Below are 15,718 nucleotides of genomic sequence, written 5' to 3'. Positions count from 1 at the left end.
CAATTCAGCAATCAATCAGATGCTGCAGGAGCCGTCATCGCAGCCTTCGCCGTCCGGAGCCTGAGATTTAGGCTGGCCGACAACCTGCAGTGCAGGCTTACTCTGCTCCTCCGCCCAGACGGTGTCGAGCACCTCAGTAAAGACCGGGCCGGGCTGGGCTCCGGAAACAGCATACTTATTATTGAAGACAAAGAACGGTACACCGGTCACATTCAGCTGCCGGGCCGCATCAATATCCTGATTCACCTCAGCCGAATAAGCATCGCTGTTCAGGACTGCAGCTACTTCTTCCGCATCAAGGTCTACTTCGGCAGCCAGCGAAGCCAGGACATCATGCTTGCCGATATTCACCGAATCAGTGAAGTACGCTTTTAGCAGACGTTCAGTCAGCTCCTTGTCTTTGCCTTTGGTGGCAGCGTAATGGCTCAGGCGGTGTCCGTCAAAAGTATTGGTAGGCACCAGTGTGTCAAAGTTAAACTGCAAGCCGACGCCCTGCGCCTGCCCTGCAAGCTGTTCGTTCATCGCAATAGCCTTATCGCGGGTCATTCCATACTTGGAAGCCAGCATTTCATGAATGTCTCTGCTTTCATCTGTCCGGGCTGTCGGGTCGAGCTGGAAGCTGCGGAATACAACCTCCACCTTGTCGCGGTCCGGGAATTGGCTCAGCGCGTGCTCCAGCCGTCTTTTGCCGATGTAGCAGAACGGGCAGGCATAATCAGACCATACATCTATTCTCATTGTGAGTACCTCCTAATTGTTGTGCATGCTTAGTTAATGTAACCCTTGGCCTCTAATCTGTTGCGTACGCGTATACCAAGGCTCATTAACAAATAATACGTCACTTACAATTATATAGTTATAAACCGAAAATTACAAACGTATTCTGCAGCTTCGCACACGCGCCGGGTTAATCTGTATTAAAGGAGCGTGAGCTGATGGAGGAATGGTCATTGCTTGACTGGTTCACCCGTATGCTGGGAATCATCTTTTTTATTCGCGGAATCCGCTATACCCGGGGCAGGACGGTGGAATATCACAATGCTTATGGAGGAAAAAGCACTGCTTCAGATGATGCAGATCCTAAAATAAGGAATATTGTGCGTGTGGCCGGAGTAGTTGGCATTATTTTGGGTCTGTTAATGATCATTTATGGCGGGGGCGTGCTGGATATCCTGTTTCCTTTTTTCTGAGCACCGGGCGCCAGTTGAAATATTAGTTAAATCCGAAACTGTGAGCGGCGGCCGTATACAAATTGTGGAGAGTCTGAAGGGTATAGGACTTCTTCTCAGCTGCGTTTAAGAATTTAATTGGAAAAGTAATACTTAATTCCGGTTTTCCTCGTACATTATAAGATTTAATTGGAAAATCATCATCTAATTCAGCCTAAATGCGGCATTAGGAGTAAAATCCATACTTTTAGGTGCACTTTCTCCAACTAAACTAGTCTGCAGGACAAATGGCGGGGTAATAAGTGCCTTTTTTTCAACTATATAGATTGAACTTAAGAATTTATGTTAAGGAAAGAGTGGCGGAGGAGAATTTTGGAACTGGAAGAGCGGTAGCGACCGCCTTTGTCTGCGGATTTCAACCGTTAAAAATGGTATAAATCAAGAAATCTGCAGACAACAGCGGCTGGAAGTCCAAACATTCTCTGGAGTCACATGCAATCCCAAAACAGCAATATTATTAGTTCATTCTATATAAATCAATTAAGCAGTGCACTGAAAGCCCCAACTGCTGGTCAGCAGCTGCAAATTTCAGAAAAACCGTAAAAAAGTACACAAAAGTGGTATATACGGCCTCCCCGGGGTGAGGGTACACTTGGGTTAACAAGATTATCCGGCAGCATTCTTAATCCAAGTCAAATGGACGGCTCAGGGCGTCCCGGAAGGAGCAGCAGCATGCATGATGTATCCATAGTCATTCCCACGCGCAACCGGATCAGCGATCTTACGCTGTGCATTGAATCCATCGGCAGGCAGACCGAGCTGGAGGATGTTTCGATCGAGCTGCTGATTGTTGACGACGGCGAGATCGAGGACAGTGTCCTGGCGCATTTCCGCAAGGTACTGGCCCAGATGCCTGATGCCGAGCTGCATTATTACCGCAAAACCAAGCCCGGCGTCTGGCTCTCCCGCTATGAAGCACTCGGGCTGATTGACGGGGAGATCGTGCTTAGCTTCGATGATGATGCCGAGCTGGACGACCCGCTCTATATCCGCCGGATGCTCGACACCTATGCCTCTGACCACTCCATTGTCGGCGTCGGCGGCATCGCCAAGGGCTTATCCAGCAGTGCGTCCGGGAAGCTGCTGGGCAGACTGACCTGCCAGATGTCGGCCTCACCGGGCAGGTTGTCAGCCAGTACGTTAGCTGGTTCGCTGCTGCTCTGGGGGGAGACGGACAATATTTTTGAGACCGACTTCTTCCACGGCTGCAACATGTCGTTCAAGCGGGAATCGCTGAAGGATATGAAGCCCTATCCCTGGATGACCAGCTATGCCGTAGCCGACGACATTTACATGTGCCATCTGGCCAGCAGATACGGCAAGCTTGTCATCAACCCCGAGATGAAGATTACCCATCATGAGTCACCAAGCTCGCGCGACAAGGCCGGGCGGGTAGCACGGGCTACCGCGGTGAACCATTATTATCTGCTTAATCTGCGCAAAGCACCGGTCAAAAATTACGCCGCCCTCCTCTGGACGCTTACTTATCTGACCGGCAAATCTACGCTGAAGCGTAATTTTAATGCCGTATCCGGTTATGCCAGCGGCATTTGGTTTGTCCTGAATCCACGAAAGAACAAATACAGGGAGTTCATGCTGGACTAGCAACACACATCCCCTCCCCCACAGCTGCGTTCCCCGCAGCCAGCCGCTGCCCCGCATACCAAAACACCCGCTGCGCCTTCACCAGGCGTGCGGGTGTTTTGTCATTCTATTTAAGCCGTCAGCTCCTGAACGGGACTTTTCGTCCGTTTGCCATGCTGGCGCAGGAAATACAAGAACGTCAGGCCGAGGAATACCACGGCATAGCTTAGCAGATATACGATCTGCTCACGCATCAGGGCGTAATCGCCGCTGGCGATGATCGCCTTGTAGCCGACAATGCTGTGCGTCATCGGCAGCCACGGATTAACCTTCTGCATCCACTGCGGAAGCAGCTCCAGCGGGAAGGTCCCGGCACTGGAGGTCAGCTGGAAGATCATCAGTACAATCGCCAGGAAGCGGCCCGGATTATCCAGCCACGTTACCAGCGCCTGGACAATCATGGTAAAGGTGAAGCTGACGAGCAGGGTGAACAGATAGAATAGCGGCACGCTCTGCACCTCCAGCTTCAAGCCGTACAGGAGGACAGCATCGGCAAGCAGCGATTGCAGCACGCTGACCATGATGAACATCAGCGTACGGCTGGCGAACCGGCCCATCGGCGATGCATCCGGCACATTCGATTCCCGCAGGGAGAATACGGTTGTGAACACAAGAGCCCCCATAAAGAGCGCAAGCGATAAGAAATACGGGGCAATGCCCAGACCGTAATGATCCAGCTTGCGGTCCGTGTTCTCGACCAGCTTGACCGGCTCGGCGAACATGCTGACTGTATCGTCGCTGGAATTCACGCTGGCCGTTTCTGCTGCCGCGTCACTCAGCTTCTGCGCCAGCTCGCCGCTGCCGCTGGCCAGCTTGCCGGAGCCGTCCTGCAGCTCAACGGCACCCTCCGTCAGCTTGCCGGCGCCTTCCGACAGGCCGTCGACGCCTCCGGCCAGCCTGGTCAGCCCTTCAGCCAGCTGCGAAGCACCCTGCTTCAGGGCCGAAGCCCCGGCAGCCAGCCTGCTGCTGCCGGAGGTCGCATCATTCAGCTTGTCGCCGAATGTGCTTAAGCCGGTGACCAGCTGCGTTCCGCCGCTGCTCAGTGCAGCAGCGCCGTCATACAGCTGCTGCTGCACCTCCGTCAGCTGCGTGCTGCCCGCCAGCAGCTGCTCCTGGCCGCTGTGCAGCTGCGCGCTGCCGGCGGCCACCTGCTTGCTCGCAGCCAGCAGCTGCTGGAACTGCTCGCTGTCCTGCAGCTCCGGCGTCGCTGCGAGCAGCTGCTCCAGCCCGGCCGCTACCTGCCCGGCACCATCAGCCAGCTCGCCGCTCGCCGCCTCGGAGGCCGTCAGCCCAGCGGTCAGCTTACCGCTGCCGTCCTTGGCACCCGCCAGCCCGGCGGCCAGCTGCGAAGCTCCGGTCTGCGACTTCGCCGCGCCTTCCTGCAGCTGCTGCTCCGCTTTGGAGAGCTGGCTGAGGCCGCTGGCCAGATCTGCTGTTCCGTCAGTCAGCGTGCCTGTGCCGTCATTCAGGGTACCCGCTCCTTTATAGAGCAGCTTCAGGCCGCTCTGCAGCTCGGTTGTGCCGCCCGACAGCTTGCTCAGGTTGGTCTTCAGCGTAGACAAGCCGTCTGTCAGCTTGTCTGCACCTTCCTGCAGCTCGCTTGCCCCGCTGCCCGCGTCATCAAGCCCCGCAGCAATCGTATCCACCTGATCGTACATGCTGCGTGTATAGGCTTCAGTAATTTTAGCAGACAGCTTCGACTTCAGCTTATTCATGGCACTGTTGCCGATCTGCCCTGCGACAAAGTTATAATCACTGTTCGGCTCAAAAACAATTTCCGACTGCACCGGCTTTTCCTGCGTCAGAGTAGTCGCGTTTTGCGAAAAATCAGCAGGAATCGTAATCGTCATATAATAGCGGTTATGCGCCATACCATCTTCCGCTTCGGCTGCATCAACGAACTTCCAGTTGAAATCGGTGTTTGATTTTAACTCGTCCACAAAATCATTGCCGGCCTCCATCGTCTTCCCCTCATACTGCGCGCCTTTGTCCAGGTTCACTACAGCCACGGGGAGCTTGCCTGTATTTCCGTAAGGGTCCCAGGAGCCTTCCACGAGAAAACCGCTGTACAGCATCGGCAGTGCCGCCACACCAAGCAGCGTAAGCAGCAGCATCGGCTTCCCGAGCAGTATTTTTAAATCCTTCCAGAATACATTAATGGCTCTCACAGGCTTCACCCTCAATCTGTTAATTGTAAAATCATGAAAACTTTCAATCTTATTCATTATTGGCGGAAAAAAACAGCCCGTTACAGGCCAGGGTGTTCAGCGTTACTTGAGAATACCGTTTGAGATGAACAAAATCATGTGCTCCTTGATACGGGCTTCATCCAGCGGCTCATGCGCCTTGTTCCACTCCGTAGTAAGCGCCAGATAGAGGCGGAGAATCATAAAGGCGGCGACGCTTGAATCACAGGGCTTCACTTCACCGCTGCTGATAGCAGTCTCAATCTGCTGCCTTAGGAAGTCTAGAGCATAGTCCTCCATCCGTTTGACCCCTTCGAGTGCCTGCACCGTACCGATGTCACGCACTTCCTGGGCCAGCTTGACGAACAGCTCATGATCAGAGCGGAACTCCAGGATGGAATCAAGCAGATTAAACAGCTTATGAATAAAGGTGTTATCCTCAGCGGCGATCCGGTTCATCACCGAGGTTAACTCCTGCGAAGCCTTGTCCAGAATTTCCTCGAACAGCTCCTCCTTGGTCTTGAAGAACGTATAGATCGTTCCCTTGCCGACATTGGCGATCTTGGAAACCTGCTCCATCGTTGTCGCTTTATAACCGAATTGTACAAAGGATTTGGTTGCCGCCTGAAGAATTAACGCTTTGCGGTCGATAGACATCGTTCGGGCTCCCTTCTGGGTAACAGCAGCATAATTGACTAAATTATATTTCTGGTCATCCGGTCATTCACTAATTTAACATGTCTGCAGGCAGATGACAACCATTTATTTAAAATTTAATCCTTTCCCGGATCGTACCTGACTCTCCGCAAAATGTCATGAAAGGAGTATCCATTGCCGTCTTTTCTGGGGTATGATAAGAAGGATGTGATCTTGAAACTACATTATGGATGGTGGAATATGTTTAAAAACAAAAAAATGCTGCTTATTCTGGCCGGTCTGGTCATTGTTGCGGCTGTTGTTGTCTGGCTTGCTGTAGGCGGTAAAGGGGATGACAGCGGCAATACCGCTGCAACCGAAACCCCGGGAGGCGCAACCGTAACCGAAGAAGGCGGCACCAAAGCGCTGGCGCAGACTTTTTATATCTATGATACCGTTGTGAACATCAAGATATTCGGCAACGACGCCACCCAGCAGAATATGGATGATATCCAGAGCATGCTGGAGCGGATGGATACCCAGTTCAGCCGCACTAAGGAAGACGGAGAATTGTACGCCGTGAACCGGGCGGCCGGCAAAGAAGCCGTAGCTGTATCCGACGAAACACTTGATATTGTAAAGCTCTCTATTAAATATGCTGAAGATATGGACGGGCTGTATGAGCCGACGATCGGACCGCTGGTGGATCTGTGGGCTATAGGTGAAGGCGGCGAGCGCGTGCCGGATCAGGCCGCAATAGACACCGCGAAGAGCCTGGCCAACTATAAGGATATTATTATTGATGAGAACGCCAAGACCATCAAGCTTGCCAGAGAAGGCATGGTGCTGGACATGGGCGGAATCGGCAAGGGCTATGCCGCTGACCGGATCGCCGACTACCTGAAGGAACAGGGGCTGGACAGCGCAATGATCAACCTTGGCGGCAGCAGCATTATCGCCCTTGGCAACAAGCCAAACGGCTCCCCTTGGAATATCGGCCTGCAGGACCCGGACCAGAGCCGCGGCACCCAGCTGGGCACGATTAAGATCACCGATGAGGTTATTGACGCTTCGGGTGTCTATGAGCGCTATTTCATGCAGGATAACATCCGTTACCACCATATTCTTGATCCGCGTACCGGTTATCCTTCCCAGAACGGGCTTAAGAGCATCACCATTATGAGTCCAAGCGCGACAGATGCGGATGCCCTGTCCACCGGCGTATTCCTGATGGGCCTGGAGGAAGGCATGGCATATCTGAAATCACTTCCTGAAGATGTCGAGGCTTTCTTTATTACCGATGACAACAAAATCTATGCTACGGACGGTATCCGTGAACGGCTGCAGCTGACCGATCCGACGTATAGCTTCGCAGATTAACCTTATATTCCTATGCAAAAAGGAGGAGGCGCTCAGCCCCCTCCTTTTCATATCCTTTCCCCTACCCTTCACGATCCTCCGCAATCAGTTCGCCCGCCGCCGTGTCCGGATTCAGCCAGAGCTCAATTAAATCATGGGTGCTCTGCACATCCTGCTCATCTAAAATGTAGTACCACTGATCCGTCCGCTTATCCGTCCCCTGCAGCATATGGCTGCTGATTTGCGGAGCGCCGCTTTCAAAGATAATCTTCTTCGCCAGATCAAGCATAAGCTCGGCTCTCATATTTGTTTTGAAATTATCCCCGGCAACGCCCATAATTTCTTTGATATTAGCGATATTACTGATATTCTTCATCCGGTCTAATACTGCCTTAAGGAATATTCTCTGCCGCTCTGTACGCTTGAAATCCGAATCCTCCCGGTACCTTACATACATCAAGGCTTCCTTTCCTGAATAAATCGGCTTATTAGGCTCAATACGAAGCTTCTCATGCGCCGGGTTTTTATTCTCAATCACCTTGGTAACCGGCAGCTCCACCCCGCCTATTGCATCCACCACCTCCACCAGTCCGCTAAAATTAATCGTTGCATAATAATTTACCGGTGCATCCAGCAGGTGCTCAACCGTATCCACACTCATCTGCGCGCCTCCGTACGAATGAGCTGCATTAATTTTTGTGTTTTTTCTTGCTCCCTTGACCTCTTCTGCCCCGACAATTCTGGTATACGAATCCCGTGGAACCGAAATGAACAGGACTTTATTGTCTTTCGGCCGGACCACTGTGTAAATAATGGAATCGGACAGGCCGTTCTCCTTGCCCCGCTGATCTGTACCCAGCAGCAGCAGAGAGAATGGCGGACTTTTATCCAGGTTTATTGAAGCATCCTCTGCTTCATCCTTGTTATTGCTGAGCGGAACATAGGAATTCTTAAGCGTCCCTTCTACGGTCGGTGCGACAACATGGTCAAACCCGAACATCATTAATTCCTTGCGGAATATAAAGGACAGGCTTCCTGCAATAAAAATAAACGCCAGAAACGTGAGCCATGCCTTTCTTCTGCGCTTACTTTTCTTTTTGAGTTTGTTCCTGCCTGTTCTTTGCAAGGGCGATGACGGGACCGGGTTATTCTTTTTCATTGGTCAGCGAACCTTTCCTTGTTCTATAATTTTACTCTATTTTACATTTAATGACTCTGGTGAGGGTATGCTTTCTATCATGCTGTTAGGATTTTCTTCCCAAAATTACAAGATTACCAATTCAAGCAATATAGCTTTAAGTGTAGTTCATACAACTAAAACACCTGTTTTTCACCGCATCTGCCGTTTAACTGCACTCTCTGCAATTAAAAAACGGGAAAATGCTGATTCCTGCTGTCTTGGGCTAATTTAATTGTACGAAATGCAGCTATACGCTGAAAAAGCTGATTCTACTGATTTTAATTGCAGAAAGTGCAGCTATATGGAGTTATACACAAGCCCAACAGAAAGGCCTCATATATAACCTCAACTTAAAGTATTTATAGAGGACACAAAAAAGCGCCAGAGCCAAGGCTCCGCCGCTTGCTGTTATCTTTATATTCCGCCAGCCCCTCAGATCAGGGGAAGCCTGCTGAACTCCTTGTAATCTGCAAAAATATAGCTAGGCACATGCTCCGTACGCGGCTCTCTGCCGCGGGGATTGTACCAGCAAACCTTCCAGCCTGCCGACAAGGCGCCAACCACATCATTATCCCACGTATCGCCGACATACAGCGAATTCTCCGGAGTGGTTCCCGTAGCCTCATTGACATGCCTGAAGATCGCCGGGTCCGGCTTAGCCAGTCCGACCGCATCCGAAATGAAGATCATCTCCGCCGGAATCAGCTTGTCGATACCGAGGCCCCGCAGCTTGCTCGTCTGATGCGCTTTCGGCCCGTTGGTGATCACACCCACCTTGTGCCCAAGTGCCAGGAAGCGCCGGATCTGCTCCTCCACCCCGTCAATCATTTCAATGGTATACTGCCGCCCGATATAGGCCGCCTGCACACGTTCCGCCTGCTCCCGGCTAAGTGCGATGCCATACTCGGCAAAAGCCAGCTCCAGGCGCAGCACCCGCGTCTCCTCCAGCTCCATCTCCCCGCTCAGGTACTTCGGCCAGAGCAGATCGCTGTGATGCCTTACCGTATAAAATAATTCCGCATAGTCGAGACTGCCCTCATCCGGCGCCAGCACCTCGCGCACCGCTTCACGGAACGGCACCAGATGGTCGTACAGCGTATCATCCAGATCAAAAAACACTGCTAATTTACTGCTGTTATCCACTACAATTCTCCTTACCTGAAGCTAGTCATTTAAAAATAAGGTCATACGTATAAAATTCCTCGTCCCTTATATAGCCCTGAGCCTCATACAGGCGCTGTGCCCGGATATTATCCGTCATGGTGGTCAGCGTCAGCCCCTTGCTGCCGGTCCTTAAGGCATACTCGCGCACACCTTCCAGCAGCAGCTTGCCCAGAGCCTGACCGCGCAAATGCTCTGCTACAAAGAGATCATTCAGCACCCATAGCCGCTGCATCGTCAGCGAAGAGAACGACGGATAGAGCTGTGCGAAACCGCCGGCCCGCCTGCTGCCAGCCTCATCCTGTACCGCCATAAAAATGACCGACTCTTCTGCCCTCAGCCTGTCCTGTATAAACTGCAGAGCTCCTGCGGGATTGGGCTGCTGCCCGTAAAATACCCTGTAATCATCGAACAGCGGGGCAATCAGCTCCGCATCCTGCAATCCTGCCTGTTCCAAACGGTAAGCTTCCATTCCAGTTCCCTCTTTTCGCCGCCGTGGCTTGTTATAGTAGAATTCTAAAATAACCGCCGCGGCACTGCCATGGAGAGAATGACGGATCATTTGGACAAAAGCTCCAGGCCTCCGCTACTCCTTGGAATCGTAGAAGACATGCCGGGCGCTGATTTTGCCGTCTTCAATATCCAGTATTCCAAAGGAGTACTGCTTCTCACGCCGTTTGTCAGTAGGCGAGCCCGGGTTGAACAGCAGGACGCCGTTCTCCCTGCGCATCAGCGGCTGGTGGGAATGACCAAACAGGATGCAGTCCACCTCCTGGCCTTCAAAGGCCAGCAATGCATTGCCGTCCGTCCCTTTACGGGAGTAAGGGGCATGCCCGTGGATCAGTCCGATCCGCACCCCGTCCAGGGTAACGATCTTCTGTTCTCCGAACCGGCGGATAATCTCCTGGCCGTCGTTATTGCCGGCAATCCCCTCCACCGGGGCAAGCTCAGCCAGCAGGTCATAAATCTCCAGGGCCACCCAGTCTCCCAGATGGAGGATCTGGTCCACCTGGCGGAGTTCCTCCACAAGCGCCTGCGGCAGCTTCTTGGCCGAACGCGGCAAATGAGTATCGGATACGACTCCTATTTTCATCTGATTCAGCTCCTAATCTGCATAATCTCGTACATCTGTCATCGCTTTTAGCGAATGCATATTTTCAGATCATTGTACGATTTGCAGCACACAGAAGCAAGTAAAGCGCTCTCATATAAGGAAGGTGCATCCCTTCTGCGGGAGGTCTGCACCTGATACGCCAGTATTAATCACACTTCAGTCCCGCCAGTTCCACAGCCGTACCTCTCCAATCCGGATACGGCTGACCCAGGCATCCTCCTGAAGCTCAAGCAGCTCCTTCACCGGTCCTGTAACAACCACACCATATACCTGGATCCCGTTCTTCTCAATATAGCTTAACGATTCGTCCAGGTCTAAGAACAACCCTGCGTTACCGGACAGAAGTTTATATTCCTTCAGCAGCCGCAGCGTATCGAGAAAGTTCCTCTCACGGAGATCACTGCTGCCGTAGGCTTCAACGGAAGGTGAACTGGAGGAGCTGGAGGTTACACTGCCGAACCAGCCCCGCTTTTCTGTTGTAGTCGACTGTACCGTCATATCCTTGGCATGCCAGATCGGCTGATAGGGGAAGCCCAGCGGGCTGGTTACCACAGCGTTGGCTGTACTGATGCCATCATCCACGGCGAACCACACAGGCAGCACATCCAGCGGCTCCAGCTTTCTAAGCAGCTCAGCGGTGCTATACAGCTGATCAAGGGAAAGATAGGCTTCGGCCACCGTGCCCTCCGGCAGCTTAGCAAGGCGCTCCCACTGCTCGCTGTCGTCAATACCCTGGGACTGGCCAGCCTGCGGATAGGTAAAAATTTGACGGGAGGTACGCTCATCGGTCCAGTTATAGGTTCCTACTCCCCCAAGCCCGAACAGCATCTGGGTAGAGTAGCTGCCCGCATCGACCTGATCACTTCCAACCTGCTTCAGCAGTCTGCCTGAATAATCCATTCTGAAAAAAGTTTTGGCATTGGAATTTAAATGTACAACTGTATTGGGTCTCGAAACTGCAATAGCTGAAGAGATGACGTCCCTGTACGTTTCTCCCCGTTCTCCGGTGCTGTAATAAACAGCCGTTATAATCGAACTGATGACCGTAATAGTCAGAAAGGCAGACAGCACGGTCATGGTATTAGAGATGCGGGCCTTCCACTTGCCCCGGCGGATGATCCGCTTCTCTCCGGATGCCGCCTTTTTTTTCTTTTTTAATTGCGGATTAGCCCCGCCTTGAGCCGGCATCCGTCCGGAATTCCATGCAGCCTTCTGTGCAGACTGCTTATCCTCCTGCTCCATCAGCTCATCCAGATAGCTCTGATAGGCCTCCAGCTTCTCCAGCTCCTGCTCCATTTCCGCCCGCTCTTCCTCCGGCAGGCTGCCTTCACTGTATTTGCGCAGCCTTTCTTTAAACTCCTCACTCATCTCCGCCGCTCCTCCGTTCTTCTTCCCGCAGCTTCTGCCTCGCCCGGAAGATCAGTATTTTATATTGCGCCAGGCTTACCTCCATGATGGCAGCGGCATCCTTATACGCGATCCCGTGAAAATCATGCAGCAGCAGCGCATGACGCTGCGCCTCCGGAAGCCTGCCGATGGAGACAGCCAGCGCCTCCATCCTCTGCCGCCGCATGAATACCTCCTCCGTTGTATCCGGATGCGGCAGACTATTGAAATACCCGTCCTGTGCCGGAACACTGCGGCGCGCTTTGCGCGTATGATCAATAAAAGCATTATAGGCTACCCGGAACAGCCAGGGCTTGATCCGCTCCTCCCGGCAATCCTCCAGATACAGATAAGCCCGGTAAAACGTCTCCTGTGTCAAATCCTCAGCGAGGTGGTGATTGCGGCAGAGGGCGTACAAATAACGGTATATATCGTGAACATAACTCTGATAGTGATGATCCAGCGAATCCGGCTTCATTCCCTCCCCCCTTACACTAACCACGTCTCAGTGATCCAAAAGTTACATTAATTCCTAAAATTACATCCGTCAAATTATAAACCAGCTTATCTGGTGTACCGGATAACAGTAAAACAGCCATGCTGACCGCTGGTTAAGCGGTCAGCATGGCTCGTATAGGGCTTGCTATTAATAAAATCCGATCGAGGATGAGGCATCCCGCATCCATTCCCGCTTGCGGCCTTTATCCAGCTCGCTGCGCATTCCGCGGACAAGCTCCTCGACATCAGCCGTTCCGTTCTCATGCCACTCCAGCGCAGCACTGACATACAGCTCGCCGAGCTGGGTGAGTGAGAAGTCCCCGGTCAGGCGGGCAGCCAGGCCGACCCCTTCCTCACCGGCAAAAGCAGTGAAGCCGCGCAGCCGCAGGAACTCCAGCCGCAGCGCCTCGTTCGGCATTTTGATCTCATAGGCCCGGTCGAAGCGCCCGGCGCGGTTCATGAGGCCGGGATCGATTTTATCCGGATAGTTGGTCGTTCCGATCAGAAAAATCCCTTCCTTTGAGGTCGCGCCGTCCAGTGTATTCAGGAAGAACGAACGGACCTCCTGCGGCATGGAGTCTATGTCCTCAATGACCAGTACCATGGGTGCCAGCCTGGCCGCAGCCTCGAACACCTCATTCACCGACTCGCTGCTGGTATACTCGGTAATCTGCCAGTACACCACAGGTCCGGGCACGCTGCCGGCAATGGATTTTACAAGCGTGGTCTTGCCGTTGCCGGGATGGCCGTAGAGCAAGATGCCTCTTTTGTACGGGATATCATATTTAACATAAAAGCTGCGGTCCGCATCAAAAAACTGGTCCAGCGAGCGGTAAATTTCCTTCTTGACGGCGGCATCCAGCACAACCTCCTCACGGGAAGCAGCCCGGGTAATCGGCTCATCCTCACGGCAGACCCCATTGCGGCGGTCAGTGAACACCGTGACCTTGTTAATGTTCTGCTCCCGCTGCCGTCTGCGCACATTGCCGAGAAAAGCCTGCAGCTGGCTATCCGATGCGGCGAATACAAAATCCTGAAAATTGATGCCGTTCTCCTGAAATACCGGCACCCGGGCAAGTGCTACACCCATCGACGGATAGGCCAGCACATTATTGCGTATCGAAAGATGGATGTTGTACTCCGGCTGCTCCTTGTCATCGTCGTAAACGAAGGTTCTGTCCTCCAGCCGGTCAAAAATCCGCGCCACATGCTCAACGACCGGATTGCCTGACTGGACATCCTCCTGCAGCAGCTTCCAGTATTCACTGTTCGGATCATCGCTGGCGTACAGCTCATAGCGGACATTATAGCGTGTGTACAGGGCTTCAAGAATACCGTCAACGAGCCGGGCATATACGTCATAGCCCTTGATCAGACCGCCGGCACCTGCATCATAAGGAAAAACTACAGCCTGCTTCTCATACTCCTGCTTCATCCTATTTCGTCCCCTTTATCGCTGCGAGCGGCTTGCATTTGGCTACCACAGCAGCCAGGCCGGCGCCCGTAACGCTTTCTATGATCTCATCTACATTCTTATAGGCTTGAGGGGATTCGTCAATGATAGATTCCAGGGAATGCTGATTTACCACAATCTCATCCTCACTGCCGACGTTGAGTGAACGGGAAAATTCCTGGACAGACACCAGCCGCTTAGTGGCTGAGCGGGAACGGATGCGTCCTGCCCCGTGGCAGATGGAATAGTAATTTTCTTCACCGCCGCTCTGGCCGACCATGATATACGAAGCGGTTCCCATAGAGCCGGGAATAAGCGCCGGATGGCCGGTCGCGGCATAGGCAGCCGGGTTATCCGGGTGGCCGGCGGGCAAAGCCCGTGTCGCCCCTTTGCGGTGCACAAATTTTGTGCCGGAGGAGGTTTCCTCCTCCCAGGCATAATTGTGCATCAGGTCATACAGCGTCCGCAGCTCGCATTTGGTGCCGAACACATCGCGGAAGGCTTCACGTACTCCATATGCGATCAGATGGCGGTTCACTACCGCATAGTTGAGCGCGGAGTACATCAGATTAACGTACCGCTGGGCCTGCGGGTGGGCAAGCGGAGCATAAATGAGCCGCGGATCGGCACTGCCCAGTCCCAGCTGGCCCATGACCTTGGCAAAGGCAGGCGTGCAGAACTGGTTCACCATTCCGCCCCAGGCCCGGGAGCCGGAGTGAATCATCACGGCGATCTGCCCGTCCTTCAGCCCCCAGGCTTCAGCTACGGCCCGCTGCTCCTCAGCGATTTCGATCGCCTGGATCTCTACGAAGTGGTTCCCTCCGCCAAGTGTGCCGAGCTGGCGGTGGCCGCGGTGCCAGGCCATATCCGGCAGCTCGTTCAGAATCTCCTCGTCAAAGCCAAGCCGCTTAATCTCGACATGCGACAGCGCGCTCGATTTCTTCGGTGTGTAGCTGTCAGGGATATATTTATTCGGCAGACCCTGCAGGCCCTTGCGGACAACATTCTCAAGCCTTATATCACTGTAATGGCCGCGCTGCTGCTGCTCCATCGGCAGATATTTCTCGATTGCCTTCACCAGCTTGCGGCGCAGCTTCACCTCGCGCAGATCATCCTTATGCAGATTGGTCAGATGGACCCGCATGCCGCAGCCGATGTCGCTGCCCACGATGGACGGCGACACATAGCCCGATGCGGCATCCCATACCGCAGTAGTACCGATGCAGGTTCCGACGCCTACATGCACGTCCGGAGTATAGCTCATGTATTCAATGCCGGGAATCTGCAGATTGTTATTAGCCATCTCCAGGACCTTGTAATCAAGCGTGCCGAACAATTGCTCACTGGCATATACCTTGAGGTCACCGCCCGGAAGGGCTATTTCATGTTTATAGCGGGGCTCATAGCCCGCTTGCTGTTCTGTAGTATTCATAAATGTATTTAATTCCTCTCGGGTTGGTTAGTATAGAACGATTTTTATTAGAAACAGAATAGTCGTAACTCCGGTGAAAGTTTAGACTTCCGGCCGCTGTTGTCTGCAGATTTCTTGATTACAACCGCTGCTAGCGGTGGAAATCCGCAAACAAAGGCGGTCGCTAACGCTCCTCCAGTTCCAAAAATTCCCCTCCGTTACTCCCTCTTTTCTAAAGAAATTCGCTCTATACAAGTTTTGTTTGTAGGTACAACAAAAAGAGCCGCAGATCAGGTTCTGATCATACGGCTCCGGGTAAGGCAGGGCGGCTTGAGGCTCCGGGCAGCGCCGGCTCAAGCATACCTTAATGCAATTGAGACAGGATAAGCAGACTGCGCATCATGTCGTCCGGACGAAGGCGATGAAATCAGATTGTTCGTATGCGGTTGTGATGCGGCTTA

General features: G+C 53.0%; 14 protein-coding genes. 3 read left to right on the top strand and 11 right to left on the bottom strand.

All coding sequences use genetic code 11. The features are described from left to right. Positions 1-15: 15 nt before the first annotated feature. Positions 16-738, bottom strand: coding sequence for a DsbA family oxidoreductase (locus tag R70723_RS06020; RefSeq protein ID WP_039870562.1), 723 nt, complete (start codon positions 736-738; stop codon positions 16-18). 197 nt (positions 739-935) lie between these two features. Here R70723_RS06020 and R70723_RS06015 point away from each other — a divergent pair, with 197 nt between their 5' ends. Further along, positions 936-1,190 (top strand): hypothetical protein, encoded by a 255-nt coding sequence (locus R70723_RS06015; protein ID WP_039870561.1) that lies wholly within the window; start codon positions 936-938, stop codon positions 1,188-1,190. 711 nt (positions 1,191-1,901) lie between these two features. Next, positions 1,902-2,834 (top strand): glycosyltransferase family A protein, encoded by a 933-nt coding sequence (locus R70723_RS06010; protein WP_039870558.1) that lies wholly within the window; start codon positions 1,902-1,904, stop codon positions 2,832-2,834. Positions 2,835-2,944: 110 nt separating this feature from the next. Here the strand turns inward: R70723_RS06010 and R70723_RS06005 are convergent, their stop codons facing one another. Both R70723_RS06005 and R70723_RS06000 read right to left on the bottom strand, forming a co-directional pair. After that, entirely contained in the window at positions 2,945-5,041 is a 2,097-nt protein-coding gene (locus R70723_RS06005) for a YhgE/Pip family protein (RefSeq protein ID WP_039870556.1), read from the bottom strand. Positions 5,042-5,143: 102 nt separating this feature from the next. After that, positions 5,144-5,716 (bottom strand): TetR/AcrR family transcriptional regulator, encoded by a 573-nt coding sequence (locus tag R70723_RS06000; protein WP_039870554.1) that lies wholly within the window; start codon positions 5,714-5,716, stop codon positions 5,144-5,146. A 240-nt stretch (positions 5,717-5,956) separates the two neighbouring features. Between R70723_RS06000 and R70723_RS05995 the strand changes: the two genes are divergently transcribed. After that, positions 5,957-7,075 carry an FAD:protein FMN transferase gene (locus R70723_RS05995; RefSeq protein WP_039870552.1) on the top strand — a complete coding sequence of 373 codons (1,119 nt, stop codon included), beginning with the start codon at positions 5,957-5,959 and terminating at the stop codon, positions 7,073-7,075. Positions 7,076-7,136: 61 nt separating this feature from the next. Here R70723_RS05995 and R70723_RS05990 read toward each other — a convergent pair whose 3' ends face one another. The 8 genes from R70723_RS05990 to R70723_RS05955 all read right to left on the bottom strand — a co-directional run bounded on the left by R70723_RS05990 (position 7,137) and on the right by R70723_RS05955 (position 15,278). After that, positions 7,137-8,213, bottom strand: a complete 1,077-nt coding sequence (locus tag R70723_RS05990) for an LCP family protein (protein WP_039870551.1) — start codon at positions 8,211-8,213, stop codon at positions 7,137-7,139. A gap of 453 nt (positions 8,214-8,666) precedes the next feature. Beyond that, positions 8,667-9,377, bottom strand: a complete 711-nt coding sequence (locus tag R70723_RS05985) for an HAD family hydrolase (RefSeq protein ID WP_081957235.1) — start codon at positions 9,375-9,377, stop codon at positions 8,667-8,669. 25 nt (positions 9,378-9,402) lie between these two features. Beyond that, positions 9,403-9,867 carry a GNAT family N-acetyltransferase gene (locus R70723_RS05980; protein WP_039870546.1) on the bottom strand — a complete coding sequence of 155 codons (465 nt, stop codon included), beginning with the start codon at positions 9,865-9,867 and terminating at the stop codon, positions 9,403-9,405. Between the two features lie 114 nt (positions 9,868-9,981). Next, positions 9,982-10,488: a metallophosphoesterase family protein gene (locus R70723_RS05975; protein WP_039870544.1), complete on the bottom strand. Its 507-nt coding sequence runs from the start codon at positions 10,486-10,488 to the stop codon at positions 9,982-9,984. Between the two features lie 177 nt (positions 10,489-10,665). Then, on the bottom strand, positions 10,666-11,877 hold the full coding sequence (locus tag R70723_RS05970) for an anti-sigma factor (protein WP_039870542.1): 1,212 nt from the start codon (positions 11,875-11,877) through the stop codon (positions 10,666-10,668). Beyond that, positions 11,870-12,373 (bottom strand): sigma-70 family RNA polymerase sigma factor, encoded by a 504-nt coding sequence (locus tag R70723_RS05965; protein ID WP_039870541.1) that lies wholly within the window; start codon positions 12,371-12,373, stop codon positions 11,870-11,872. Before R70723_RS05965 ends, R70723_RS05970 begins: the two co-directional genes overlap by 8 nt. Positions 12,374-12,541: 168 nt before the next feature. After that, a complete protein-coding gene (locus R70723_RS05960) occupies positions 12,542-13,828 on the bottom strand; it encodes an ATP-binding protein (RefSeq protein WP_039870539.1) in 1,287 nt (428 codons plus the stop codon). Position 13,829: 1 nt separating this feature from the next. Further along, positions 13,830-15,278 (bottom strand): RtcB family protein, encoded by a 1,449-nt coding sequence (locus R70723_RS05955; protein ID WP_039870537.1) that lies wholly within the window; start codon positions 15,276-15,278, stop codon positions 13,830-13,832. Between the last annotated feature and the right edge of the window lie 440 nt (positions 15,279-15,718).

Source organism: Paenibacillus sp. FSL R7-0273 (assembly GCF_000758625.1).
In the GTDB taxonomy this organism is placed as follows: domain Bacteria; phylum Bacillota; class Bacilli; order Paenibacillales; family Paenibacillaceae; genus Paenibacillus_AQ.
The sequence above is the reverse complement of the archived record's forward strand: the minus strand, read 5'-3'. Positions and strand labels throughout refer to the sequence as shown.